The sequence below is a fragment of the Bradyrhizobium sp. Kon37 genome, from assembly GCF_055807535.1.
Window position 1 is genome coordinate 727,313 of sequence record NZ_JBVVOY010000002.1, and the last position, 24,082, is coordinate 751,394.

Below are 24,082 nucleotides of genomic sequence, written 5' to 3' on the forward strand. Positions count from 1 at the left end.
TGGCTGCCTAAATCGAGCCGCCGTTGCTTCCGCCGCGACGCGCCTGGTGAGCACTTGCTGCGGCATGGGCGGCGCTTCACTGGTAAGCGCCACGCACGCTGCAGCAGGCTAATGTTCACCGCGTTCGAATGCGGCGTCGCTTGAGCCAGATCAACGAATCGAATTTTCGCAACACCGCCTCGCGTAGTATCGCGCGGCTTGGTCAGTGGCTGTGACCTGCCCCTTGGTACAATGACCGGAAGGGCAATTGCAGAGGTGTGGCACGCAACGCAGAATTCTCACCGCGTACATCGAGCTTCTGGCAGGGAGGGCCGATGATGAGTCAATTCGAGCTGAGTTCGCGCGCGGCCCTTTGTCGGAGGCTTGCAAGCCAGGATCCGGCAAACCAAACGGTCTGGATGGCCGAGGCAAGAAGCTGGTCACGCATGGCGGCGGAGAGGCTTCATGATGAGCACAGATTGAAAGGTGGCATCACCGCCCGACTGTTCTTCGCGTTCACCAAATTGATCGAGGCGCAACACGAGCCCACGAACGAACCGGCAGAGATGATGAAGAGCGGATCAAGAGGCATCATGCCGTCTCGGAGCTTGTCGCCGACTGCATGACGCATTCCCGCGAGAAGCGTTTCGCACGATTACATACTTGGCCTCGGTGTAGAGAGGGCCGAGATCCCACGTGACAACGCGCTTCCGATGCATTCCCGCGCGCTGCACTTATCAGACGTTAAAGCATTGTCATCCAGATTCACTTAACTTGATCCGAACTTGACCGGCAAAGCCGAGGACGAACCGAATTCGATTTGTTTGATTCCTTGATCTAAAGCAAGCCGCCGCCCTGTTGCTGCATTGGTGTTGTGGCGTTGAAGTTCATTTTTGGAGAACGTCCATGAAGTCGATAAGCGCAAGGAAGATTGCCGTTGCCGTCGCCGCGCTCGTATGCGGCACGACGCTGTCCATCGGCTGGACCGACCAAGGCGGAGTTTCGCTGAGGCTCGACAAGGCGCAAGCGGCGACGAGGTTGTACGTCACTCCTTATAATCGCGGACACTATTACACTAACGAGAGTCTGCCCTGGTACGCCGTGCGAGCCTATTACTTCGGCGGACCGTGGAGCTACGGCTATAGCGGCTGGACCGATTATGCGGCACGCAACGGCATCGGTTGCGTCCCAGGCTCGTTGGTGAAGGGCGGCGATGGCATCATGTACGTGTGCCAATAGAGCTTCATGATGGCGCGATGGGCGGCGCCCATTAAGCCGCCTGTCGCGCTAATCTGCGCTCAGGAGATCGACGGCTGAGGGGAGGATATCATGACCTATGTTCTGGTCGTCATCAGCTGGCTCGGCGTCGCGAATGGCGCCGTCATATCGACACAAGAATTTTCAAGCGCAGAGCGTTGCGAAGCAGCCCGGACGGCGCTGATGGAATACGCGAAAGCGCGCAGCAGCGACGAGACACTGAGGCCGCTCTGCGTACAGAAGTAAAAACGAGGCGAAATGGGTGACGCATGTACCCGAACCCGACTGAATCGTTCTGGTGGTTCGCCTTCGGTTACCAGCTTACGATTTCGACGGTTCCTTGATCTTGATCAAGGGTCAGAGCGCCAGTCCATGGAGCGATCCAAATTCACTCTCACAGGCGGAGACTATCATGAAGCGTGGCTTGGTCACAAAACTATCACTCGCGGTTGCCGTGGTAGCCCTCGGAGTGTCCGGCTCGATCGACTGGTCGGCGGAGGAAGGCCTTTCGCTCTCGCTCGGCCGGGCTGAAGCACGAGTCGGGCGGCCCTTGACACCCGTATCAGTCGCCGGCGTAGCACGGCGCACCACCAGGCGCGCGGTCGTCGGCGGCGCGGCAGTCGGTGCAGCCGCTGTCGGTACCGGATGTGTCCGCGTTCTGGTCAATGGCAGCTACGTCTGCCGCTGATAGCCCTCGTTGCCGGCTCCGAACATCGCATCCTGCCAGATAATTTTTTTCGGCAGGATGTGCGGTTCAGGTTTGGGAGCGCGATTGGCGTTGCCACATGCGAGCGGCGATGCACCGAACAAATCCTCGTCGGGCCACTGGGAGATTTTTCAGTCTCCCAGCGGCCCTTTGGCGTCCCCGTCGCTTCCCTTCAGCAACTCGTATTTGATCCGCCGCATGCGTGCCTGGGCTTCGAGCGGCTTGCAATAGGCGGTTGACGCTGCGAGCAGGTCGATGGTGGCGAGAAATGCATAGCGCGACGCCGTCGGCTTGAGCGCGTCGGGCGCTTCGGGCACGTGTACCCCAAGTGCAATATCGGCAATCGAGGCCAGCTTGCTTTGCGGCTTGGTGATTGCGACGACCAAGGCGCCGTATTGCTTGGCGATAGTGGCTGCCTCGATCACTTCGTTCGCCGCACCGGTGGTCGAGATGGCAACGACGACGTCATCCCGCCCGAAAGTCGCGGCGATCATGCGCATCAAGCTCGGATCGGAGGCATGCGAGACGGCGATCCCAAGACGAAAGAACCGGTTCTGAACTTCCGCCGCCGCAAGAGTGGAACCGCCCCCTACCCCGAACGCTGCAAGCTTCGAACAGCGGGAGATCGCTTCGGCAGCCCTCTCGATGTCGTCCTTACGAAGTCCCTCCTCGGCGGCGGCAATTGCACGGCGAATTTCCTGAAACACCGACCGCCAGAGCGCGGGGCGCGCCAGATCGGTCCCGACATGCGGGGGAGGCTCAACGTAAATCCGCCCAACCGCCATTGCTTGAGCCAGCCTCACCTTGAGGTCGCGGACGCCCCGGCAACCGACGGAGCGGCTGAACCGGGTTACCGTCGGCTCGCTGACGCGCGCCCGGCGGGCGAGCTCGGAATTGCTGGCGTGAACGGCAAATTCCATATCGGCCAGCAGCACCGTGGCAACGCGCTGCTCGGACGGGCTGAGGCTTGGAGCGCTCTGCCTGATGAGGGAGATGATGTCGCCGGCCACGACATTGTCGTCGCCCGGCGGCTTCGAGATTGCTGCACCAACGGCTCTCGCCGGATGATTTCGCTTTGCACGCGCCATTGCCCGCCCTTCCCCAGGTCAGATCAACCTGCGCTCTTGGCAAGAAGCTGCCGTAAGAAACCTTCAGCATCGACCAAACGTATATCGGCCCGCCCCATCAAGAACAGCATTTTCCGCTTGATAATTGCTAAATTGTGTATGTAACTTTCAAACAAGCAATAGCGTGCCGTCAGCCCAAGCAGCTGAAAGGCACATCCCCTGCTCCGGGAAGCAGGCGGTTCAACAAGGCGGGAGGGCGATCATGAGATACGGTCCAAGTGTCTTGATGCGTGGCGTCGTGGGGCTGGTTACCGCGTCATTCTTGTTTGCGCAGGCCAATGCCGCCACCCTGCTGCGCGAAGCCACCATCGGAGAACCGCCGCCGCTCGACGTCATGCTGACGACAGCCGACGTCGCATCGGTCATCGGCCGTCACATCTTCGAGACCCTGTATGCGCTGGACTCGACCTATACGCCGCGTCCGATGCTGGCCGAGAGCGATCGCACGGAAGACGGCGGTCGGACCATCGTCATTAAGCTCCGCGAAGGTGTCCTTTTCCACAACGGCAAGGAGATGACCGCCAAGGACGTGGCCGCCTCGATGACGCGATGGGGCAGTTTCGGTGCGCGCGGCAAGCTCCTGATGGCGGCGGCGACCTCGGTCGAGGCGACTGGAAAGTATGAAGTCACGCTGAAATTGTCCGCGCCGAACGGCGCCTGGAAGGCTCTCATTGCGGACGTCAATGGCGGTCTTGCGATCTATCCGGAAGACATAGCCGCCAAAGCGGGAAACCGGCCGATCGAGCAAAAGGACTATATCGGCACCGGGCCTTACAAGTTCGTGGAGTGGCGGCCGAACCGCTATGTCGAGGTGGAGAGGTTCGACGGCTACAAGCCGGTGAAGGAAAAGGGCGACGGCTTCGCCGGCGCCCGCGTGGCGAGCTTCGACAAGATCCGGTTCATTCCGGTGCCCGACGTCGGCACGCGCGTAAGCGGCGTGCAGGCGGGCGACTACGACTATGCGGAAATGATCTCCGGTGATCTGTACGAGTCCCTGAGCAAAGATCCATCGGTCCAGGTGCAGCGTACCAACGCGCCGATCTTCGGCCTTTTCTTCATGAACTCGAAGCAGGGGATTCTGAAGGACAACTACAAGCTCCGCCGCGCCATCCAGACCGCGTTGGACAAGTCGCAGGCGCTGCGCGTCGCCTTCGGTCCCAAGGACCTGTGGAATGCCGAAGGATCGATCTTTCCCAACGGCACACCCTGGTACTCGACGGAAGGCGCCTCAAATTATAGTGCGCACGACCCGAAGAAGGCCAAGGAGCTCGCAAAGGAGGCGGACTACACGGGGACGCCGATCCGCCTGCTGGTCTCGACGAACTACCAGGCACACTATGACGAAGCCTCGGTCTTCACCCGCCAGCTGGCAGATGCCGGGATCAATGTTCAGATGATGGTCGTCGATTGGGCTACCCTTCTGAAGATGCGCGGCCAGCCGGAACAATGGGACATCTTCGTCACCCACCATTCCTTCGCCCCCGACCCGCTGCTGCTCACGTTCTTGAATGCGAGCTATCCCGGCTGGTGGGACAGCCCCGAGATCGGCTCGCTTCGGGCCGAGTTGATCAACACGACCGATCCAGCTGCGCGGAAGTCGACTTGGGGCAAGATCCAGTCGCTGATCTACGAGCAGGTACCGGTGATGAAAGTAGGCGACGCCTACACCTATGACATTGCTTCTCCCAAGCTCAAGGGGCTCAACCCAAACGGTCCCGTGTTCTGGAATGTATCGACGAAATAAGGACGGGCAATGAAGCCGCGAAGACTGTCGAGCGCCGGCGCCGGCGCGCATCGTTGCCGCTGACCAGGCGCTCAATCACATGTGGTCTTACGCATTCAAGCGCGCAGGAACGACGGCGGTGACGCTGCTGGCAGCGTCCATCATCATCTTCGCGTTCATCCATATCGTGCCGGGTGACCCGATTTATGTTCTGCTCGGTGACACCGCGACCCCCGACCAGATCGACGCCTTGCGACACCAACTCGGTCTCGACCAACCGATCATCCTGCAATATCTCACTTGGGCCGGCCATGTGCTCGAGGGCGACCTCGGGCGCTCGATCTTCTTCCAGGCACCCGTGCTGTCGGTGATTGCCGATGGCGCCGAGACCAGCACCTTGCTCGCCACCATGACGATGATCTGGGTTGCGGTCATCGGGGTGCCGATCGGCATGATTGCGGCGGTCCGGCACGGCACGTGGCTCGATCAGGGATTGTCCGGCGGGGCGATGCTGATGGCCTCGATACCCACGTTCTGGGTCGGGCTCTATCTGATCCTGATCTTTGCCGCCTGGCTCGGTTGGTTTCCGAGCTCCGGCTATCCGTCGATCTTCGAAGGTGGTGTCGTCAATCTCCGCTATCTCGTCCTCCCCAGCCTGGCGCTTGCGGCTCCGAATGCCGCTTTGATCCTGCGGCTGACGCGCGCCAGCATGCTCGACGTCTCGCGGGAGGACTATGTACGCACGGCGCGTGCAAAGGGAATCCGGCCGTGGCAGGTCGTGCGCCGCCACATCTGGCGTAATGCACTCCTGGCGGTCGTCTCGGCATTCGGCTTCACCTTCGCCGCGCTGCTGTCAGAAGCGGTCGTGACCGAAACCGTGTTTGCCCTGCCCGGCATCGGCCGCCTCGTCGTTCAGTCAATCCTTCGTCGAGATTACCCTGTGATCCAGGGCGTCATCCTGGTCATCGTGGTGGTCTATCTCCTGATCAATTTGATCGTCGATCTCAGCTATCGTCTGCTCGATCCGCGGGTCGAACTCCAATGAGCAGCAACAGCGTGACCTTGTGGCTCAAGCCGTTCCTCGCCCGCCCGATCGCGCTGGCCGGACTCGGGGTCCTTCTGGCGACTGTGCTCGCCGCGGTCTTCGCATCCTGGCTGTCACCTTACGATCCGTATGCCATCGATCCGCTGATCCGCCTGACGCCCCCGAACGTGACCCACTGGTTCGGCACCGACCAATTCGGCCGGGATACCCTCTCGCGCACCATTCATTCAGCACGCATGGCACTTCTGATCGGCTCCGGCGTGGTCGTCTTCGCTCTCGCGACAGGCGTTCCGGCCGGCGTACTTTCCGCTCTGTTCCCGCGGCTGGGTCACCTGCTGATGCGCATGGTCGACGTGCTGATGGCCTTCCCGACTCTGCTTCTCGCACTCGGCCTGATTGTCATCTTGAGCCCGAGTGTGGCCACCGTCATTCTGGCCATCGGGATCGGCTACATGACGACGACGACCCGCATCGTCTACGGACTGACACTGCGCTTGCGCGCGGAAACCTACGTCGAGGCGTCCCGCAGCATGGGCGCCGGAGCGGGATGGCTCATCAGTCGGCACATCTTGCCGAACCTGGTCTCACCACTTCTCGTGCAGGCCAGCTTCGTCTTCGCGTTCGCGCAGCTCGGCGCGGCTTCACTCGATTTCCTGGGCCTCGGCGCCCCGCCGGACATTCCGAGCTGGGGCAATATGCTAGCGGAATCGCGGACCTTCATCACGCGCGCTCCGTGGCTGCTCTTCTTCCCGGGCATGATGATCGTGGCGACGGCATTTTCTCTGAACCTGGTCGGCGATGCATTGCGCGATCGACTCGATCCGCGGTTCCGTCAAGTCTTTGGTGAGAAGGGTTAGACCGTGCTGAGTGTTTGCGACCTTACGGTGTCAGTGGGGCCGGAAACCGCGCCGGTCGACATCGTCGCGGGCGTGTCCTTCGGCTTGGCCAAGGGCGAGATCCTCGGTCTCGTCGGCGAGTCCGGTTGTGGAAAGAGCATGACCTCGCTTGCGGTCATGGGATTGCTGCCGCAGCCCGGTCCCCGAGTTCGCGCCGGACGGGTGCTGTTGGAGGGCTGCGACGTAACGCAGTTGCAGCCCTGGCAACGTGTCGAAGCAGGCCACGGCCGCATGGCAATGATCTTTCAGGAGCCGATGACCTCACTCAACCCTGTTCGTCGGATCGGCGATCAGATCGCCGAAGCCGTGCGCGTACATGAGGGAATTTCGGGCGCGGCGGCGCTCGTCCGCGCGCGCGAACTGCTCGAACTTGTCCGTATGCCCGACCCAAAAATGCAGCTGTCCGCGTATCCACACCAGTTGTCCGGAGGCCAACGCCAGCGGGTCATGATCGCGATTGCGCTGGCCTGCAGGCCACAGGTGCTGGTCGCCGATGAACCAACCACCGCGCTGGACGTCACTATACAGGTTCAGATTCTCGGGCTCTTGCGCGAGCTCTGCAATCGGCTCGATATGGCGATATTGTTCATCACCCACGACATGGGAGTCATTGCGCAGCTCGCCGATCGCGTGGCTGTCATGTACGCCGGCCGGATTGTGGAAACCGCGGCAGTCGATGCGCTGTTCGGCGCACCCCGTCATCATTACACCCGCGGACTTATGGATTGCATGCCGTCGCGAAATTCCGGCGCGCGCCGGCTGCCGACAATTTCTGGTCAGCCGCCACTGCCAGGTTCGGTCGCTGCTGGCTGCGTGTTTGCCTTGCGTTGCGCAGCGGTGCGCGATGAGTGCCGCGTGGCGACCCCGCCTCGCCTGGAGGCCTCCCAAGGGCACGAGGTGCTCTGTGCATTTCCGCTTGCCCGCGGGGAGCTGACATGAGCGGCAATGCCATTCTCGACGTCCGGGACATGATGGTCTCGTTCAGTGCGAGGCGTGCCGGTCGGAAATACCGGGTGCAGGCGGTGGACGGTGTATCGCTGTCGCTGGCCGAAGGCGAGGTCCTCGGGATTGTCGGCGAGTCCGGCTGCGGCAAGACCACACTGGGCCGCACCCTCGTCGGGCTGGTCCAGCCCGACAGCGGCAACATCAAATTGAAGGGAATCGAATTGATCGGAGCCGGCGGCTCCGGCCTCCGTGAGAAGCGTCTGAGCGTCCGGATGGTTTTCCAGGATCCCAATGCATCGCTCAATCCACGACGTGCAATTGGAGATTCGGTGGCGGAGGCGGCCGACATCAGCGGCTTCTTCAAGAGCCGCGCCGAGCGCAGCGCGGCCATAGCTGCCACCTTGACGGCCGTCGGGTTGAACCCGCCTTTCGCCGCTCGCTATCCCTACGAGCTGAGTGGCGGGCAGCGGCAGCGGGTCGGAATCGCACGCGCCATTCTTCCCACCCCGTCCATCATCGTCGCCGACGAGCCGGTCTCGGCCCTCGACGTTTCCGTGCAGGCCCAGGTGCTCAATCTGATGATGGATCTGCGTGACCAGTTGAGACTGTCGATGCTCTTCATCTCGCATGACCTTGGCGTGATCGGACAGATCAGCAGCCGTGTTGCTGTCATGTATATGGGCCGGATCGTGGAGCAGGCCGGCACGCGGACGGTCCTGGATCATCCGCTCCATCCCTATACGCGCGCGTTGGTGGCAGCAATTCCGAAGCCGGATCCATCGCAGCGGATCCTGGGCGCGATCGAAATGGGTGAACCGCCAAGTCTCTTCACGCGGCCGCGCGGCTGTGCGTATGCGCCCCGCTGTCCAATGGCCAGCGATCGCTGTCTCGTCGATGTGCCACAACTTCGATCTGTCGGTGCGGACGGTCGGACGATCGCCTGCCACAACGTATAAGCAGCGAGTGCCGCGCGCGGCGAAATCACGCAACGCCTACGATTGATTTCCCCTCTATTCGAGCGATCCCATTCACGCGGCCGCAGTCGCAACCGCCATGCGGCTGGCGGGTGCCAATTCGGGAAGCCTGACGCCTGTTGCACCGCGATGTTAATCGCGACGCAACATTCAAAATGAGACTGCCTGTTAAGCCGCGCACGGCTCCGACACGTGCACTGCATCCGAGTTCGGATAGCCTCCCTTTCAAGAACCGTTGGCCCTGTCCGAACGACGCATCGCGCGGTGGACGCGTCAGGGCGCGGTGAAAAACAGCGACAAGAACGCCCTGGGAGGAGAGCAATGTTGAAAGGCAGTCTAGGACTGATCGCGTTGAGCAGCCTGTTACTTTCGGGCACCGCCTTCGCACAGGAGAAGATCAAGGTCGGCGTCACCGCGACGCTCGAAGGCACCTACACCGTACTCGGTGAGGACGGCATCCGCGGCTTCCAGACGGCCCTCAACGTGCTCGGCAAGAAGGTCGGCGATAAGGAACTCGAATTTGTCATCGCCTCGACCGACGCGACGCCGGACTCCGCCGTGCGAGCCGTGCGCAAGCTGATCGAGCAGGACAAGGTGCAGATCCTGCTGTCGCCGCTCTCTGGTGACGAAGGCATCGCGGTCAAGAATTTTGCAAAGACCCATCCTGAACTGACCTTCATCAACGCCGCATCGGGTGCCCAGGAAACGACCTATGTCGATCCCGCTCCGAACTTTTTCCGCTACAACATGGACGGCGCGCAGTGGCAGGTGGGCCTGGGCAAATACGCTTATGACCAAAAGAAGTATCGCAAGATCGCGACCGTCGGCGAAGACTACTCCTTCATCTATACGCAGGTGTTCGGCCTCGTGCTCGAGTTCTGCGGTGCTGGCGGACAGGTCACCAACCGGCAATGGGTGCCGCTCGGCACCAAGGACTTTGCCTCGGTTATCGCCGCACTGCCCGACGACGTCGATGCAATCTATCTCGGCCTCGGCGGCGCCGACGCCGTCAACTTCCTGAACCAATACCAGCAGGCCGGCGGCAAGGCGCATCTGATGGGCGGCTCGATCATGATCGACCAGACCATCCTGTCGTCCAAGGGCAACGCCAAGAATGCCCTGATTGGCACGCTGGCCGCGAGCGGCCAGGCCGACACCTGGGAGAACCCGAGTTGGCAGAAGTTCGTGAAGGACTATCAGGACGCCTTCCCGCCCAACAAGCGCTTCCCGAGCCCATCGCTGCTCGCCACCAACTATTATGGCTCGACAATGGCGCTGATCCTAGCGCTGCGTCAGGTCAACGGAGATCTCTCCAACAATCAAGCCAAGTACAAGGAGGCCCTTGCCAAGATCGAACTCGACGCACCCAACGGAAAGATCAAGCTGGACTCCAACCGCCAGGCGATCGGCACGAACTTCGTCACCGAGGTTGTCGACGACGGCAAGGGCGCGCTGTTCTCAAAGGTCGTGAACGTGATCCCGAACGTCAACCAAACCCTGGGCTACGATCCCGCGGTGTTCGCCAAAATCGGTTTACCGAGCCGCACAGTACCGGAATGTAAGAAATACTGACCTAGTCTCATTCGCGAACGATGACCGGCCGGGGAGAGATTTGCCAGAAGCGCGACACGTGCGCCCTTGCATTCTCTCCCCGGTTGTTGAACGCTACCAAAAAATACAAGAGCTTTTGGGAGGAGAGGCATGAGCCGGGCGCTCGCCGTCTTCCACGGCCGCTTTGGTCGGGCGACGGTCTATCAGTTGAACCGCCCTTTCAACATCCACGCACATCGCGAAGGTCATTTGATCTTCCATGTCGGCGGGCGTTCCGCATGCATCGATGTCAGCGACGGACGCTACGAGCTCACCGAAGGTTCCGTCGTCGCGGTCAATCCGTGGGAGCCGCATAATTTCCTGCCGTCCGATCTCGAAGGCGGCGCCGTTTTCTTCGTGCTCTACGTCAATGCCGAGTGGTTTGCGCCCGATGCGCCCGGCGCCGACCGCCTGCGCTTCGGCCGCACCCAGTTCACGCGGTCCGTTGCGCTGGACAAGCATATCAGACACGCAGCCGCCCTCGTGTGCGGCGCTCCCTCGCTCAACAGCCTCGATGGCGAGCTGAGAAGCCTGATCGACATCTGTTATGACGAAAGCTGGCAACAGGCGGCGACCGCGCGCGATCCGCGCGCAAACGGTTCGGTCACGGATTTTCGCGTGCGCAAGTGCATCAAGATGATGTCGGAGAGTCCTGGCGCCGAGATCGAGCTCGACACTATCGCGCGCGAATCCGGTCTGTCGCGACCGCATTTCTACCGGCTCTTCCGCACCCAGACCGGCGTCACGCCACACCTCTATCTCAACACGCTGATGATGGAGCAGGCGCTGGAGGCGCTGGTGGCGAGCGAAGCGCCGATCGCCGATATCGGCTTCGATCTCGGTTTTTCGTCGCAGAGCGGATTCACCCGCTTCTTCGCTGCCAATGTCGGCATGGCGCCGACCGATTATCGCCGCGCGGCCAAGGTTTTGCGGGCCTGACAGCACGCGAAAAGATACTCACGATCAAACGCCTCCCTTACGGCCGCATTAGGATGCGCCAAAACGCGATCCCGAAACGAGGATCGCGCGCGATAGGGAGCGCACGTTCATGGCAGGGCTTGCGGCCGGCAACGGTCTGCGTGCCCCTCCGCCCCGCTTGCGGGGAGAGAGATGGGGTGACGTGAAGACGGAACGGCGATCATGACCCGCTTTGTCGAACGCCATCCCGCCTGGGCCCTGATCGTCATCATCGCGATCGCGTTAGCGCTCTGGCTGATTTTCGCGGTCTGGCCGCAGGGCGTTGAAGATGCGTTCGGCCGCAAGCGGGTCTTCCTCAACGCGCTCTTCAACGGCATCACGCTCGGCGGTCTCTATTTCCTCGTCGCCAGCGGCTTTACGCTGATCTTCGGCCTGATGCGCAACGTCAACCTCGCACACGGCTCGCTCTATTTGTTCGGCGGCTATGTCGGCTACGCCATCAGCGCCGCAACCGGTTCATGGGTCCTCAGCTTCATCGTCGCTTTCATCCTGACGGCGCTGGTCGGCGTCCTGCTCCAGGTCCTCGTCTTCCGCCGCATGGAGGGCCAGGACCTGCGCCAGACCATGGTGACGATCGGTCTCTCGATCGTGTTCGCCGATTTGATGCTGTGGGCCTGCGGCGGCGATTTCTATCAGATCCAGACCCCGAACTGGCTGATCGGACCTGTGGAGCTGCCGCTGGTCACCGCGGTCAAATCCTCAGGCGAGCCGGTCTATCTCCGCTATCCCATGGTCCGACTCGTGATCTTCGCCGCCTCCGTCGTGATCGGCGTGGCGATGTGGCTGGCGCTCAACCGCACGCGCATCGGCATGATCATCCGCGCCGGGGTCGACGATCGCGACATCCTGGCTGCGACCGGAGTGCGGATCCAACTCGTTTTCGTGGTGGTGTTTGCGCTCGGCGCCGGCCTCGCCGGCGTCGCCGGCGTCGTCGGCGGAACGTTCCAGTCGCTCTCGCCCGGCGAGGACATCCGCTTCCTGCTCGCCTCCCTCGTCGTCGTGATCGTCGGCGGCATGGGCTCGATTCCTGGGGCTGCGCTGGGCGCGCTTATCATCGGTCTCGCCGAGCAGCTCGGCTCGGTCTACATCCCAACCTACGCCATCGTCGTGACCTTCCTGATCATGGTTCTGGTGCTGGCAATTCGGCCGCAGGGCCTGTTGGCGAGGCGCTGACATGTCCCTCGCTCACGACGTCCGCGTCCCGGTTCGTCCCACCACTGCTGTGCAACGCTCCAGATTGCGCGGATGGCCGGAGATCGACAATCCGGCGGCCTGGACCGTCGCGGCCATTCTCCTGATCATGCCCCTGATCGCCAACGGCTTCTTCCTGATCGAGATCTTTGCGACCACGCTGATCCTCGGAACCATGGCGCTGAGTCTGATGTTTCTTGCCGGCTATGGCGGCATGGTCAGCCTGATGCAGCTCACCATCGCCGGTTTCTCCGCCTATATGGTCGCGGTGTTTGGCGTCAGCGGCAACGCCAATATCAGCCTGGGATGGCCGTGGTGGCTTGCGGTGCCGATGGCGCTCGCGCTCGCGACCATCTTCGGCACGCTCGGCGGCGCGCTGGCGGTGCGTACCGAGGGCATCTACACCATCATGATCACGCTCGCGATCGGCGCGGCGTTCTATTATTTCACCAACCAGAACTGGGCGATTTTCAACGGCCATACCGGCATCAATACCGTTGCCACGCCGCATTTCTGGGGCGTCAACTGGCGTGCCGACATTCCCTTCTATTATATCGTCCTCGCGGTAGCCGCGCTGTGCTACTTCGCCGTGGACTACATCTCCCGCGCACCGTTCGGCCTCGCGCTACAAGGCGTACGCGACAATCCCCGCCGCATGGCAGCGCTCGGCTTCAACGTCAATGCGCATCGCGTTGCGGCCTACGCTTTCGCGTCCTTCGTCGCGGCGCTGGCTGGGGTACTCCAGGTCTGGAACTACCGGCAGATTTCGCCGGGATCGGTGAGCGTTGGAGCGTGCATCGATATCCTCATCATCGCGATCGTCGGCGGCATCACGCGTCCCGTCGGACCCTTTATCGGCGCGCTGATCTTCGTGCTGCTGCGCACCTTCGCACTCGACTTCCTGGTCAAGCTGGGGCTCGACGGCAACCGCTTTCGCCTCCTGATCGGCCTCGGTTTCCTCGCGATCGTGTTCTGGTCCTCGGACGGCGTCATCGGGCTCTGGCAGAGCTGGCGGCGCCGCCAACGCTCCGGCGCGGCAAGTTCAAGTGAACGACATGGCCGAGAACCTGGCCGAGACTCTGGCCAAGGATCCACCCAAGGATCTCGCCATGGATAGCGTCGCGCAACGCCTCTCTGTCGTGGGCGCCGGCGCGGCGCTGGAGCTGCGCGGGGTGACACGTCTGTTCGGCGCGCTCGCGGCACTCACCGACATCACCATTACCGTCCGCCCCGGCGAACGGCGCGCCGTGCTTGGCTCCAACGGCGCCGGCAAGACCACGCTGTTCAACTGCATCACCGGCGACTTCCCACCCTCTTCCGGCACCATCCGCTTCTTCGGCGAGGACGTCACGCACTTCCCGCCTTATGAGCGCATCCGCCGTGGCCTGCGTCGGACTTACCAGATTTCCGCGCTGTTTCCAGGCCTCACCGTTCAGGACAATGTCTACCTCGCCTGCCGTGGCGTCTCACGGGGACGCTTCTCGTTTCTCCGCCCCGGTCAGAACGATGCGTTGATGCACGCGGCCGAAAATCTTGTGCAGGCCGTCCATCTCTCCGGCGTGAAGGATCAGCGCGTTGCCGAGCTCGCGCATGGCCAGCAGCGCCAGCTCGAGATTGCACTTGCGCTTGCCGGCGCGCCGCGATTCGTCCTGTTCGATGAACCCGCCGCGGGACTGTCGCCGACCGAGCGTGCCGAGCTGATCGAGATATTGACCTCCCTGCCCGCGCATATCGGTTACATCATCATCGAGCACGACATGGACGTGGCCCTGCGCGTCGTCGAGAGCGTCACGATGATGCACAACGGGCGGATCTTCAAGGAAGGTCGTCCGCAGGAGATCGAGTCCGATCCCGAAGTGCAGGAGCTTTACCTCGGAGGCGGCCATGAATGAGGTCCGTCGTACCGCCGCCGCGCTCGAAATCCGCGGCCTGGACGTCTATTATGGCCATTCGCATGCGCTGCAGGGCGTGGACCTGACCCTTGAGGCCGGCGTGTTCTCGGTCGTCGGCCGCAACGGCATGGGCAAGACCACGCTGTGCAAGGCCATCATGGGGCTGGTGCCGGTCAGCGGCGGCTCGATCCGCATCCGCGGCGATGAGATCACCCGGCAGCCGCCCGCCCACATAGCCCGACTCGGCGTCGGCTACGTTCCGCAGGGACGGCGGCTGTGGCGATCGCTCAGCGTCGACGAGCATCTGCAGCTTGCCGCCGGCTTGCGCCGCGGCGCCTGGACGGTCGAGCGCATCTACAAGACGTTTCCGCGGTTGGCCGAGCGCAAGGATCACGGCGGCGGCCAGCTCTCCGGCGGCGAGCAACAGATGCTTGCGATCTCCCGCGCGTTGCTCACCAACCCGCGGCTCCTGATCATGGACGAGCCCACCGAGGGGCTCGCGCCGGTCATTGTGGCCCAGGTCGAGGAGATGCTGCTACGGCTTGGCGAGGACGGCGAGATGTCCGTGCTCGTGATCGAGCAGAATATCGGCGTCGCAACGGCCGTGTCGCGTAACGTCGCGATCATGGTCAACGGCCGCGTCAACCGCATCATCGATTCGGTGCGGCTTGCCGCCGATCGCGAACTGCAGCAGCGCCTGCTCGGTGTCGGAATGCACGCCGGACTCGAGCTCGACCTCGACGTGCCGCCGGCGGATACGGAGGCGAAGCCTTCTCCGCAGCAGACGCGGCCAGGCGGCGCGATCCGCATCTACATGTCCAACCCGACGCCGCCGACACGCTGGTCGCAACCGGTGCCGATCGCCCGCATCGAGGCCGCGGCCCGCACGTTCTCGACACAGGTGATGCGTCTCGACGAGACGGCACGACGCCGGCGCGAACCGGTCGCGGCGCAAACGCAGGGCTCTCCGGTCGTGCTCGTCGTCGGTACGCTCGACACCAAGGGCGCCGAGCTCCGCTTCATCCGCGACATCATCGCCGGGACCGGCCTGCGAACCCGATTGGTCGATGTCTCCACCAGCGGCAGGCACGCGGCCAGCGACGTCTCCGCCCAGGAGATCGCCTTGAACCATGGTCGCGGCGGATCGGCGGTATTCGGACCCGACCGCGGCGCCGCCGTCACTGCGATGGCCGAGGCCTTCGCCAGCTGGCTGCGGCGCCAGAGCAATGTTGCCGGTGTGATTTCGGCCGGCGGCTCGGGCGCAGCGTCGCTGGTCGCGCCCGGTATGCGGATGCTTCCTGTCGGGGTGCCGAAGCTCATCGTCTCGTCCGTCGCCTCTGGCGACGTCGGGCCCTATGTCGGCCCCGCGGACATCACCATGATGCATTCGGTCACCGACGTTCAGGGCCTCAACTCGATCTCGCGCGCCGTGCTGGCCAACGGCGCCAACGCGCTCGCCGGCATGGTCAAGGCGCGCCTAGATCAGCATGCACGGAAGGGTCGCGACGACAGCGGATTGCCGTCGGTCGGCATCACCATGTTCGGTGTCACCACGCCGGCGGTGCAGAAGATCGCGGCGGACTTGCGCGAGGATTTCGAGTGCCTGGTTTTCCACGCCACCGGCGTCGGCGGGCGCTCAATGGAGGCACTCGTCGATTCCGGGCAGCTCGCAGGCGTCATCGACCTCACGACCACGGAGGTCGGAGACCTCCTGATGGGCGGCGTGTTCCCGGCCACCGACGACCGCTTTGGCGCCATCATCCGCAGCCGGGTGCCCTATGTCAGCTCGGCGGGCGCGCTGGACATGGTGAATTTCGGCGCGCCCGAGACCATCCCGGAGCGCTACCGCGGCAGGAAATTCCACGTCCACAACCCGCAGGTTACCTTGATGCGGACCACGGCGGAGGAGAACGAGCGCATGGGGCACTGGATCTCCGATCGGCTCAACCGGATGGATGGCCCGGTGCGCTTCTTCCTGCCCGAGGGCGGCGTCTCCGCGCTCGACGCACGAGGACAGCCATTCTGGGATCCGGACGCCGATGCGGCGCTGTTCCGAACGCTGGAACGGAACGTGCGGCAGACCGCCAACCGTCAGCTCATCCGCGTTCCCAAGAACATCAATGATCCCGAGTTCGCCTCCACCATTGTCAGCGCGTTCCGAACATTGTTCGGCCGCACCGGGGCGCGCCGGAGACTAGCGAGGTGACCGATGGCCCGGTTTGAACGCGCGGCACTGTTGAAGCGCTTCCGCGACATGGCAAGGCGCGGCGAGCCCATCGTCGGCGGCGGCGCCGGCACCGGCCTTTCGGCCAAATGCGAGGAGGCTGGCGGTGTCGATCTCATCGTCATCTACAATTCCGGCCGCTACCGCATGGCCGGCCGAGGCTCGCTCGCGGGATTGATGGCTTACGGCGACGCCAACGCCATCGTGCTGGAGATGGCCGGCGAAGTGCTGCCCGTCGTGACCAGGACGCCAGTGCTCGCCGGCGTCAATGGCACGGATCCGTTCCGCGACATGGATCTTTTCCTGGACCAATTGAAAGCGCTCGGCTTCGCCGGTGTGCAGAACTTTCCGACCGTCGGCCTTATCGACGGCGTGTTCCGCGCCAATCTCGAAGAGACCGGCATGTCTTATGCGCTCGAGATCGACATGATCGCAAAGGCGCGCGAGAAGGACCTGCTGACGACGCCCTACGTCTTTAGCGAGAAGGAAGCGGCCGCGATGGCGATCGCGGGCGCGGATATCATCGTCTGTCATCTGGGCCTGACGACCGGGGGCACCATCGGCGCGCAGACCGCACTCAAGCTGACGGATTGCCCAGCGCACATCGACACCTGGGCCTCCGCCGCGCTCGGCGTCAATCCGGACATTCTGGTGCTCGCTCATGGCGGACCGATCTCCGATCCGGACGATGCCGATTTCATCATGAGGAACACACGAAATTGCCACGGCTTCTACGGCGCCTCCTCGATGGAGCGGCTGCCGGTCGAACGGGCGCTGACGGATCAGGTTCGCAAATTCAAGGCGATCGGCGCGCGATAACGCCGAAAGGTCGAGGGAGAGAAACATGTCAGGGACTCTGGTCGGTGAATTGATCCTTTGGCTGATCGTCGCCATCGTGGTGATCGTGGTCGGCGTCTACATCGTGAACTGGCTCTATCACCGCTCGTCCAAGGAGACCTCATTCGTTCGGACCGGCCTGCTCGGCGAGCGCGTTGTGATCAACGGCGGCGCCTTCGTGCTGCCGTTCATCCACGACTACACGCCGGTCAACATGAACGTGCAGCCGATGGGCATCGTGCGCTCCCGCCAGGACGCCGTGATCACCCGTGACCGCATGCGCGTCGACATCGAAGCCGATTTCTATGTCCGAGTGCAGGCGACCCGGGAAGCCGTGTCTATCGCGGCCGCCACGCTCGGCCGCCGTACCATGGAGCCCGAACAGCTCCACGCCCTCCTCGCCGGCAAATTCATCTCGGCCATTCGGTCCGTTGCCTCGGAGATGACCCTCGAGCAGATGCACGAGCAGCGCGGCGAGTACGTCGCCCGCCTCAAGGCGAACGCGGCAGAGGCACTTGCCCAGAACGGACTCGAGCTGGAGTCAGTCGCGATCACCGATCTCGACCAGACCGATCTCGAATTCTTCAACCCCTCGAACCGCTTCGACGCCGAAGGTCTGACCCGCCTGATGGAGGACATCGAGGCCAAGCGCAAACTGCGCAACGACATCGAGCAGGATTCGATGATCAAGATCCGCTCCCGCAACCTGGAGGCCGAGCGGCAGGCGCTCGAAATCGAGCGCGAAAGCGAAACGGCGCGCCTCGAACAGGAGCGTGACATCGAAATGCGCCGCGCCCTGCAACGCACCGAGGTCGCGCGCGAGCGGGCCCTGCGCGAGACTGAAGCCGAGCAGGCCCAGATTTCCGCCCGTGAAACCATCGAGAAGGCGCGAATCGCCAACGACCAGGCGATCGCCGAAGCCCGCATCGCCTCGGAGCGTGAGACCCGCCAGCGGGAGATCGAGCGCACCCGCACCATCGAAGAGAAGGAGCTGCTCGCACGGGAGGAAATCGAGAAGGCCCGGATCGCCAACCAGCGCTCGATCGATACCAGCCGCATCGCTTCCGAGCGCGAGGTGCGCCAGCGCGAAATCGAGCGGATGCAGACCGTCGAGGAAGCCGAGATCACCGCCCGCGAGGCGATCGAGAAAGCGCGTATCCAACAGGACCGCGTCGTGACCGACGCCCGCATCGCCAACGAAGAGGAGACCCGGCGCCGCGAGATCGACCGGACCCGCGCCGTGGACGAAGCCGAGATTGCTGCCCGCGAGACGACCGAAAAGGCCCGCATCGCCCAGACTATGATTGTCAATGTCGAGCGCATCGCGTCCGATGAGCGCACCCGTGCGCTGGAGATCCAGCAGGTGCGTAACATCCAGGAAGCCGAGATCGAGGCGCAGCGCGCGGTCGAGGCGGCGCGCATCGCCCGCGAGCACAGGCTCGCCGTCGAGCGCATCGCAGTCGAGCAGAATACGCGGCAGTTGGAGATCGAACGCAACCAGACGCTGGAAGTCGCAGAGGTCACCGCGCGCGAAGCCACGGAAGCTGCTCGCATCACCCAGCAAGAACGCGTGCGCTCCCTGGAGATCGCCCGCAACCGCGCCGTCGAGGAAGCCGACATTGCCTCACGCGAGGCCATCGAAGCCGCCCGGATCGCGCAGGAGAAGTCCGTTGCAGCCGAGCGTATCCAAGCCGAGCGCGACACGCGCGCGCTCGAGATCGAGCGTACAGCCGTGCTCGAGGCCGCCGAGCTGAAGCGTCGCGACACCATCGAGCGCCAGCGCATTGGCGTCGATCTCGCGCTCGAAGCCGAGCGCATCACCTCCTCCAGGAAGCGCGAAGTCCTCAACATCGAGCACAAGAAGGCGATCGAGATCGCGGACGAGGACCGCGTCATTGCGCTCTCGACCAAGAAATCCGAGCGCATCGACGCCGACCGCCAGGTCAGGCAGGCCGAGATTGTCGCGCGCAAGGAGGTCGAGACCACCGACGTCTCGCGCGAGCATGCGCTGGAGGCGGCGCGGATCGAACGTCGCCGTTCGATCGAACAGCTCGAAGTCGCTCGCGTCCAGTCGCTCCAGGAAGCCGAGATTGCCGCGCGCGAAGAGGTCGAGCGCTCCCGCATTGCCTCCGATCGCGGCCTCGACGAGGCCCGCATCGGCCGCGAGCGCGAGCTGCGCAAGCTCGAAATCAATCGCGAGAAGGAGGTCGAGACCGTCTTGATGGAAAAGGCGATTGCCATCCACCTCAAGTCATTGGACGAATCCGCGGCCAAGGCCTCGGCCGAGGAAGCGCGGGTGCATGCCACTGAAGCCACCGAGCGCGTCATTACCGCGCGCGAGAGTGAGATTGCGAAGCGCCGCAAGACCGTGGAGATCCTGATCGCCGAGAAACAGGCTGAGGAGACGCGAATTGCCGCGGAAGCCGAACGAATCCGCGCTGCAGTCGAGGCCGAGGCGCAGCGTATGCTCAACGAGGCCGAGAACGTGCTGACCGACCAGGCGCGCTACTCGCTGTTCCGCAGAAAGCTGCTCGACCGCATCGAGGGTATCGTCCGTGAGAGCGTCAAGCCGATGGAGAAGATCGAGGGCATCCGCATCCTTCAGGTCGATGGCCTCAACGGCAACGGCCATGGCGGCAATGGCGGCCGCAGCGCCACCGACGAGGTGATCGACTCGGCGCTGCGCTACCGCGTCCAGGCGCCGCTGATCGACTCGCTTCTGGCGGACATCGGCGTCGAAGGCGGCAGCCTCGCCAAGATGCCAGGCCTGATCCGGGAAGCTCGCGACATGCAGGGCATCAAGGACTCCGCGCGCAAGAGCGGCGGCGGTGGCGGTGGCGAGAAGCCAGCTGCTGCGCCCCCGCCCGACGGCGAGCCGCCCCCCGAGCGCAGCCCCCGGAAGAAGAGCTGAGGTGGCACCATGGCCCGGGTCTACGTCTCAACCGTCGTCAACGCACGCAACGATCGCGTCTGGGCGCGGGTACGCGACTTCAACGGTCTGCCGAACTGGCATCCCGCGATTGCGGAAAGCCGCATCGAGGGTGGCGAGCCCTCCGACAAGATCGGCTGCGTCAGGGATTTTCGCCTGCGCAACGGCGATCGTATCCGGGAAAAGCTGCTCGGCCTGTCCGATTACGACATGTTTTGCACCTACTCGATCCTCGAATCCCCGATGGGGGTCGAGGACTACGTCGCGACGCTTCGGCTGACGCCGGTCACGGATGGCGACCAGACCTTCATGGAATGGACCGCCGAGTTCGACTGCGCACCCGAGCGGGAGGCGGAGCTCGTCGCGAATATCGGCGGTGGCGTGTTCCAGGGCGGCTTCGACGCCCTCAAGCGCCAGTTCGGAGGCTGAGCGCCGTGCCGCATATCGTCAAGAGCACGATCCTGGATTCGCCGACCGGCTCCGTGTGGGCGGTGCTGCGCGATTTCAACGGGCACGATCGCTGGCATCCTGCGGTTGCGACCTCCACGATCGAGCGCGCGCACGCTTCGGACAAGATCGGCTGTGTCAGGCGCTTCAAGCTGCAGGACGGCTCCGAGCTGCGCGAGCAATTGCTGACGCTGTCGGATCTGGAGCAGACCTTCAGCTATTGCCTGCTCGATACGCCGGTCCCGATGTTCAACTACGTAGCCCACGTCCGCCTGCTGCCCGTGACGGACGGCGACCGCACCTTCTGGCACTGGGAATCCCGCTTCTCGACACGGCCGGAGGACAAGGACCGGATCACCCACATGGTCGCGGAAGATATCTACCAGGCAGGATTCGACGCGATCCGCCGGCACCTCAAGGAGGCTGTGTCAACATGACTGTGACGGTGAAGACCTTCACGAGTTCGAGCGAGGCCGCAGCCGCGCTGTCGTCCGATCGCAACGCGCGCTATCTCGGCGGCGGCACGCTGGTGATGCGCGCACTGAACGAAGGCGACATCTCGGTCTCGACCGTCGTGCGCGCCAACGACCAAGCCTTGACCCGGATTGACCCAGCCGGTCCGCGGATCACCTTGGGTGCTGGCGTCACTTTCGCCCGGATTCTAGGCGAGCGCGACCTCGCTTTCCTGCACGCTCCTGCCCGCTCGATCGGTGGCCCGGCGGTGCGCAACATGGGTACGGTCGGCGGCAATCTGTTCGCGCCCAACCCCTATGGCGATTTCACCGTCGCCCTGCTTGCGCTCGATGCCACCGTGGCCCTGCAAGGCGGCTTTGGATCGCGCGACATTGCAATTGAGGAGTTTTTGCAGTCGCGCGAAAGGCAGGCGGGCACGCTCGTGCTGTCGGTGTCCTGCACGCGACCGACAAGCCCGGAGGCTTTCCGCTACCGCAAGATCGCACGGATCAAGCCCAAGGGCGGCTCCGTCATCACGCTCGCCGCACATCTGCCCATCAGCGGCGGACGGATCGCCGGAGCACGAATCGCGTTGGGATCGATGGCGCCAACGCAAATACGTGCGCGGGCGGCCGAACGCGCTCTCGAAGGCCGCGCGCTCGATGCCGCGACCGTTGCGGCCGCAGCCTCCGCAGCTGCGGAGGGAACATCGCCGTCCGACAACGCGCTCGGCAGCGCCTGGTACCGCCGCGAGATCGTCGGCGTCCATCTGCGTCGTCTTCTTTTGGGTCAGGAATAGATCGTATGGCCAAGACTGCCCTGCAATTTCGTCACAACGGCAGCGATGTTGCCATTTTCGTCGATGGCGGCACCAACCTGCTCGTCGCGCTTCGCGAATTGATCGGTGACATGACGCCGAAGTTCGGCTGCGGCCAGGGCGGCTGCGGCACGTGCAGCGTCCTGATCGACGGCGAGCTCCATCTCTCCTGTCTGACGCTGGCCGAGACCGCCGCCGGCCGCTCCGTCGAGACGCTGGATAGCCTGAAGCAGGGACCGAACCTGCACCCGCTGCAACGCGCTTTCGCCGAGAATTTTGCCGCCCAGTGCGGCTATTGCACGCCCGGCATGCTGATGGCTGCCAAGGCATTGCTCGACCGCAATCCCTCTCCGAGTCGCGCCGAGATCGTCGAGGCGATCTCCGGCAACATCTGCCGGTGCACCGGATACGAGCCGATCATCAACGCTATCCTCGCCGCCTCCGGCGGCCGGGTGAGCGCCTGAAGGACCAGATCATGCTGGAACTACGCAAGGACATCTTCGCCGACGAGCGCGACGATAATCTCAACGAGATCGGCAAGGGCACCCAGCGCCAGGACATGCTCGGCCATGTCACGGGCACATCGAGCTATTTCAACGACCACAAACTCCAGGGCATGCTGCACCTGAAAGTCGTCCGCTCGACCCATTCGCATGCAAGGATCCGGCGGATCGACACCGCTGACGCCGAGCGCTCATCCGGCGTGCGCCGGATCATCCGCGGCTCCGACGTACCCCGCAATCTCAATACGCTCTTGAGCCTGATCAATTTCGGCAAGGACGACGAGCCGTCGCTGGCCGTCGACAAGGTCCGCTACAAGGGGGAGCCGATCCTGGCCATCGTCGCCGACAGCGAGCGCGAGGCGTTCGAGGCGATCGCAAAGGTGCGGATCGACTATGAACCGTTGCCAACCGTGTTCGACGTAGAAGATGCGCTGAAGGCCGGCGCGCCGGTTGTCAACGATACCTATCCGAAGAATGCCTTCATTTATCACGACACATATGATCACCAAAAACTCCGCTTCGGCGATGCGGATGCCGCACTCGCGACCGCCGATCACGTGCTCGAACAGCGCTACCAGATGTCGCCCATCGAGCACGCGCCGACCGAAACCAACGGGTCGATCGCGGCGCCCGACACCAACGGGCGGTACGTCGTCTATACATCGACGCAGGCGTTGTTCTTCTCCGTCGACACCTGCGCCAAGATTCTCGACGTCCCCTCCAACACCTTCCATTTCATCGGCGGCACCGTCGGCGGCGGCTTTGGCGGCAAGGTGGACACGCTGACCGAACCTTTATGCATCCTGGGTGCGATGCTGACGGGACGTCCCGTGCGCTACGTGTTCGGACGCGAAGAAGAGATGCAATACGGCCCGCCGCGGGGCGCCGAGCGCATCTATATCAAGGATGGCGTGATGCGCGACGGCCGGGTCGTCGCGAGGAAGATCCGCGCATATTTCGACAGCGGCGCATATACGCGGCTCTCGAGCTATGCCGCGGTGAAATGCGCAGCCCACCTGCCCGGGCCCTACACCATCCCGAACGTCTATGGCGACGTCTACTGCGTCTTCACCAACCGCACGCCGGCAACCGCGATGCGGGGCTTCGGCGTCACCGCAATGGATTTGGCGATCGAGTGCCAGATGGACAAGCTCGCGAACCTCGTCGGCATGGATCCGATGGAGTTCCGCATCCTCAATGCCTATCGTGACGGTGACATGAAGGCGCATCGGCGCGAGGCCAAGAACACGGCGCTGATCGAGTGCGTCCAGGTCGCCGCGGAGAAAGCCAAATGGCCGATCCGCGACGAGTTCAAGCGCGCCTCTTCCCGCAAGGACGGCGGCGGCAGCCGTGCCGCCATCCCGCGGACACCTGCCGAGACCCCGGCGAGGACGACCGCTCCAGCGCAGCAGCGCACGAGCTATGATCGCCTGCCGACGGCCGCGTCGCGCGAACCGCCGCGCGAGCCCCCACCGCCCGCGCCCTCCCCGCCGCCGTCACCGCGACCAGCATCGCCCTCGCATGGGGCGGGTCGATTCTCATCCGTGTTCGGCACCAGGAGGCGTTGAG

General features: G+C 63.5%; 23 protein-coding genes. 22 read left to right on the plus strand and 1 reads right to left on the minus strand.

Translation table 11 applies throughout. The features are described 5' to 3' along the window. Window positions 1-314: 314 nt before the first annotated feature. The 4 genes from AC0L3J_RS07795 to AC0L3J_RS07810 all read left to right on the plus strand — a co-directional run bounded on the left by AC0L3J_RS07795 (window position 315) and on the right by AC0L3J_RS07810 (window position 1,924). Window positions 315-605 carry a hypothetical protein gene (locus AC0L3J_RS07795; protein ID WP_473287418.1) on the plus strand — a complete coding sequence of 97 codons (291 nt, stop codon included), beginning with the start codon at window positions 315-317 and terminating at the stop codon, window positions 603-605. Between the two features lie 280 nt (window positions 606-885). After that, on the plus strand, window positions 886-1,218 hold the full coding sequence (locus tag AC0L3J_RS07800; protein WP_473346722.1) for a hypothetical protein: 333 nt from the start codon (window positions 886-888) through the stop codon (window positions 1,216-1,218). Window positions 1,219-1,308: 90 nt separating this feature from the next. Next, window positions 1,309-1,482: a hypothetical protein gene (locus tag AC0L3J_RS07805; RefSeq protein ID WP_007609968.1), complete on the plus strand. Its 174-nt coding sequence runs from the start codon at window positions 1,309-1,311 to the stop codon at window positions 1,480-1,482. A 166-nt stretch (window positions 1,483-1,648) separates the two neighbouring features. Continuing rightward, a complete protein-coding gene (locus AC0L3J_RS07810) occupies window positions 1,649-1,924 on the plus strand; it encodes a hypothetical protein (RefSeq protein ID WP_456764946.1) in 276 nt (91 codons plus the stop codon). A gap of 149 nt (window positions 1,925-2,073) precedes the next feature. Here AC0L3J_RS07810 and AC0L3J_RS07815 read toward each other — a convergent pair whose 3' ends face one another. Beyond that, the gene (locus tag AC0L3J_RS07815) at window positions 2,074-2,952 is read right to left on the minus strand and encodes a MurR/RpiR family transcriptional regulator (protein WP_473346724.1); all 879 of its coding nucleotides are present in this window, start codon (window positions 2,950-2,952) and stop codon (window positions 2,074-2,076) included. A 319-nt stretch (window positions 2,953-3,271) separates the two neighbouring features. Here AC0L3J_RS07815 and AC0L3J_RS07820 point away from each other — a divergent pair, with 319 nt between their 5' ends. The 18 genes from AC0L3J_RS07820 (at window position 3,272) to AC0L3J_RS07905 (ending at window position 24,081) form a co-directional block, all read left to right on the plus strand. Then, on the plus strand, window positions 3,272-4,813 hold the full coding sequence (locus tag AC0L3J_RS07820; protein ID WP_473346725.1) for an ABC transporter substrate-binding protein: 1,542 nt from the start codon (window positions 3,272-3,274) through the stop codon (window positions 4,811-4,813). A gap of 79 nt (window positions 4,814-4,892) precedes the next feature. Further along, on the plus strand, window positions 4,893-5,837 hold the full coding sequence (locus tag AC0L3J_RS07825) for an ABC transporter permease (protein WP_007608695.1): 945 nt from the start codon (window positions 4,893-4,895) through the stop codon (window positions 5,835-5,837). Then, the gene (locus AC0L3J_RS07830; RefSeq protein WP_473346726.1) at window positions 5,834-6,694 is read left to right on the plus strand and encodes an ABC transporter permease; all 861 of its coding nucleotides are present in this window, start codon (window positions 5,834-5,836) and stop codon (window positions 6,692-6,694) included. The genes AC0L3J_RS07825 and AC0L3J_RS07830 overlap by 4 nt, the downstream gene beginning before the upstream one ends. A gap of 33 nt (window positions 6,695-6,727) precedes the next feature. Further along, window positions 6,728-7,672, plus strand: coding sequence for an ABC transporter ATP-binding protein (locus AC0L3J_RS07835; protein WP_473346767.1), 945 nt, complete (start codon window positions 6,728-6,730; stop codon window positions 7,670-7,672). Beyond that, window positions 7,669-8,634, plus strand: a complete 966-nt coding sequence (locus AC0L3J_RS07840) for an ABC transporter ATP-binding protein (protein WP_473346727.1) — start codon at window positions 7,669-7,671, stop codon at window positions 8,632-8,634. Before AC0L3J_RS07835 ends, AC0L3J_RS07840 begins: the two co-directional genes overlap by 4 nt. Window positions 8,635-8,973: 339 nt before the next feature. After that, window positions 8,974-10,224, plus strand: a complete 1,251-nt coding sequence (locus tag AC0L3J_RS07845) for an ABC transporter substrate-binding protein (protein WP_007593010.1) — start codon at window positions 8,974-8,976, stop codon at window positions 10,222-10,224. A 129-nt stretch (window positions 10,225-10,353) separates the two neighbouring features. After that, complete coding sequence (locus AC0L3J_RS07850) at window positions 10,354-11,181, plus strand: AraC family transcriptional regulator (RefSeq protein WP_027569321.1); 828 nt, start codon at window positions 10,354-10,356, stop codon at window positions 11,179-11,181. Between the two features lie 201 nt (window positions 11,182-11,382). Then, a complete protein-coding gene (locus AC0L3J_RS07855; protein ID WP_247282348.1) occupies window positions 11,383-12,393 on the plus strand; it encodes a branched-chain amino acid ABC transporter permease in 1,011 nt (336 codons plus the stop codon). Between the two features lies 1 nt (window position 12,394). Further along, window positions 12,395-13,528 carry a branched-chain amino acid ABC transporter permease gene (locus AC0L3J_RS07860; RefSeq protein WP_456764952.1) on the plus strand — a complete coding sequence of 378 codons (1,134 nt, stop codon included), beginning with the start codon at window positions 12,395-12,397 and terminating at the stop codon, window positions 13,526-13,528. Further along, a complete protein-coding gene (locus tag AC0L3J_RS07865; RefSeq protein ID WP_007593014.1) occupies window positions 13,521-14,303 on the plus strand; it encodes an ABC transporter ATP-binding protein in 783 nt (260 codons plus the stop codon). Before AC0L3J_RS07860 ends, AC0L3J_RS07865 begins: the two co-directional genes overlap by 8 nt. Beyond that, the gene (locus tag AC0L3J_RS07870; protein WP_456764953.1) at window positions 14,296-16,509 is read left to right on the plus strand and encodes an ABC transporter permease; all 2,214 of its coding nucleotides are present in this window, start codon (window positions 14,296-14,298) and stop codon (window positions 16,507-16,509) included. The genes AC0L3J_RS07865 and AC0L3J_RS07870 overlap by 8 nt, the downstream gene beginning before the upstream one ends. Before the next feature lie 3 nt (window positions 16,510-16,512). After that, window positions 16,513-17,346, plus strand: coding sequence for a phosphoenolpyruvate hydrolase family protein (locus AC0L3J_RS07875; protein WP_027517172.1), 834 nt, complete (start codon window positions 16,513-16,515; stop codon window positions 17,344-17,346). A gap of 25 nt (window positions 17,347-17,371) precedes the next feature. After that, window positions 17,372-20,275: a flotillin family protein gene (locus AC0L3J_RS07880; protein WP_473346729.1), complete on the plus strand. Its 2,904-nt coding sequence runs from the start codon at window positions 17,372-17,374 to the stop codon at window positions 20,273-20,275. A 9-nt stretch (window positions 20,276-20,284) separates the two neighbouring features. Next, window positions 20,285-20,722, plus strand: a complete 438-nt coding sequence (locus tag AC0L3J_RS07885; protein ID WP_007593021.1) for an SRPBCC family protein — start codon at window positions 20,285-20,287, stop codon at window positions 20,720-20,722. 5 nt (window positions 20,723-20,727) lie between these two features. Beyond that, entirely contained in the window at window positions 20,728-21,177 is a 450-nt protein-coding gene (locus AC0L3J_RS07890; RefSeq protein ID WP_456764956.1) for an SRPBCC family protein, read from the plus strand. Further along, window positions 21,174-21,992 carry an FAD binding domain-containing protein gene (locus AC0L3J_RS07895; protein WP_473346730.1) on the plus strand — a complete coding sequence of 273 codons (819 nt, stop codon included), beginning with the start codon at window positions 21,174-21,176 and terminating at the stop codon, window positions 21,990-21,992. The genes AC0L3J_RS07890 and AC0L3J_RS07895 overlap by 4 nt, the downstream gene beginning before the upstream one ends. A gap of 5 nt (window positions 21,993-21,997) precedes the next feature. Next, window positions 21,998-22,474 (plus strand): (2Fe-2S)-binding protein, encoded by a 477-nt coding sequence (locus tag AC0L3J_RS07900; protein ID WP_473346731.1) that lies wholly within the window; start codon window positions 21,998-22,000, stop codon window positions 22,472-22,474. A gap of 11 nt (window positions 22,475-22,485) precedes the next feature. After that, complete coding sequence (locus tag AC0L3J_RS07905; RefSeq protein WP_473346732.1) at window positions 22,486-24,081, plus strand: xanthine dehydrogenase family protein molybdopterin-binding subunit; 1,596 nt, start codon at window positions 22,486-22,488, stop codon at window positions 24,079-24,081. Window position 24,082 lies beyond the last annotated feature (1 nt).

Bases quoted from the DNA above. Each gene is read 5' to 3' on its own strand.
- AC0L3J_RS07795 (WP_473287418.1), top strand. From the start codon at position 315: ATGATGAGTCAATTCGAGCTGAGTTCGCGCGCGGCCCTTTGTCGGAGG.
- AC0L3J_RS07800 (WP_473346722.1), top strand. From the start codon at position 886: ATGAAGTCGATAAGCGCAAGGAAGATTGCCGTTGCCGTCGCCGCGCTC.
- AC0L3J_RS07805 (WP_007609968.1), top strand. From the start codon at position 1,309: ATGACCTATGTTCTGGTCGTCATCAGCTGGCTCGGCGTCGCGAATGGC.
- AC0L3J_RS07810 (WP_456764946.1), top strand. From the start codon at position 1,649: ATGAAGCGTGGCTTGGTCACAAAACTATCACTCGCGGTTGCCGTGGTA.
- AC0L3J_RS07820 (WP_473346725.1), top strand. From the start codon at position 3,272: ATGAGATACGGTCCAAGTGTCTTGATGCGTGGCGTCGTGGGGCTGGTT.
- AC0L3J_RS07825 (WP_007608695.1), top strand. From the start codon at position 4,893: ATGTGGTCTTACGCATTCAAGCGCGCAGGAACGACGGCGGTGACGCTG.
- AC0L3J_RS07830 (WP_473346726.1), top strand. From the start codon at position 5,834: ATGAGCAGCAACAGCGTGACCTTGTGGCTCAAGCCGTTCCTCGCCCGC.
- AC0L3J_RS07840 (WP_473346727.1), top strand. From the start codon at position 7,669: ATGAGCGGCAATGCCATTCTCGACGTCCGGGACATGATGGTCTCGTTC.
- AC0L3J_RS07845 (WP_007593010.1), top strand. From the start codon at position 8,974: ATGTTGAAAGGCAGTCTAGGACTGATCGCGTTGAGCAGCCTGTTACTT.
- AC0L3J_RS07850 (WP_027569321.1), top strand. From the start codon at position 10,354: ATGAGCCGGGCGCTCGCCGTCTTCCACGGCCGCTTTGGTCGGGCGACG.
- AC0L3J_RS07855 (WP_247282348.1), top strand. From the start codon at position 11,383: ATGACCCGCTTTGTCGAACGCCATCCCGCCTGGGCCCTGATCGTCATC.
- AC0L3J_RS07860 (WP_456764952.1), top strand. From the start codon at position 12,395: ATGTCCCTCGCTCACGACGTCCGCGTCCCGGTTCGTCCCACCACTGCT.
- AC0L3J_RS07865 (WP_007593014.1), top strand. From the start codon at position 13,521: ATGGATAGCGTCGCGCAACGCCTCTCTGTCGTGGGCGCCGGCGCGGCG.
- AC0L3J_RS07870 (WP_456764953.1), top strand. From the start codon at position 14,296: ATGAATGAGGTCCGTCGTACCGCCGCCGCGCTCGAAATCCGCGGCCTG.
- AC0L3J_RS07875 (WP_027517172.1), top strand. From the start codon at position 16,513: ATGGCCCGGTTTGAACGCGCGGCACTGTTGAAGCGCTTCCGCGACATG.
- AC0L3J_RS07880 (WP_473346729.1), top strand. From the start codon at position 17,372: ATGTCAGGGACTCTGGTCGGTGAATTGATCCTTTGGCTGATCGTCGCC.
- AC0L3J_RS07885 (WP_007593021.1), top strand. From the start codon at position 20,285: ATGGCCCGGGTCTACGTCTCAACCGTCGTCAACGCACGCAACGATCGC.
- AC0L3J_RS07895 (WP_473346730.1), top strand. From the start codon at position 21,174: ATGACTGTGACGGTGAAGACCTTCACGAGTTCGAGCGAGGCCGCAGCC.
- AC0L3J_RS07900 (WP_473346731.1), top strand. From the start codon at position 21,998: ATGGCCAAGACTGCCCTGCAATTTCGTCACAACGGCAGCGATGTTGCC.
- AC0L3J_RS07905 (WP_473346732.1), top strand. From the start codon at position 22,486: ATGCTGGAACTACGCAAGGACATCTTCGCCGACGAGCGCGACGATAAT.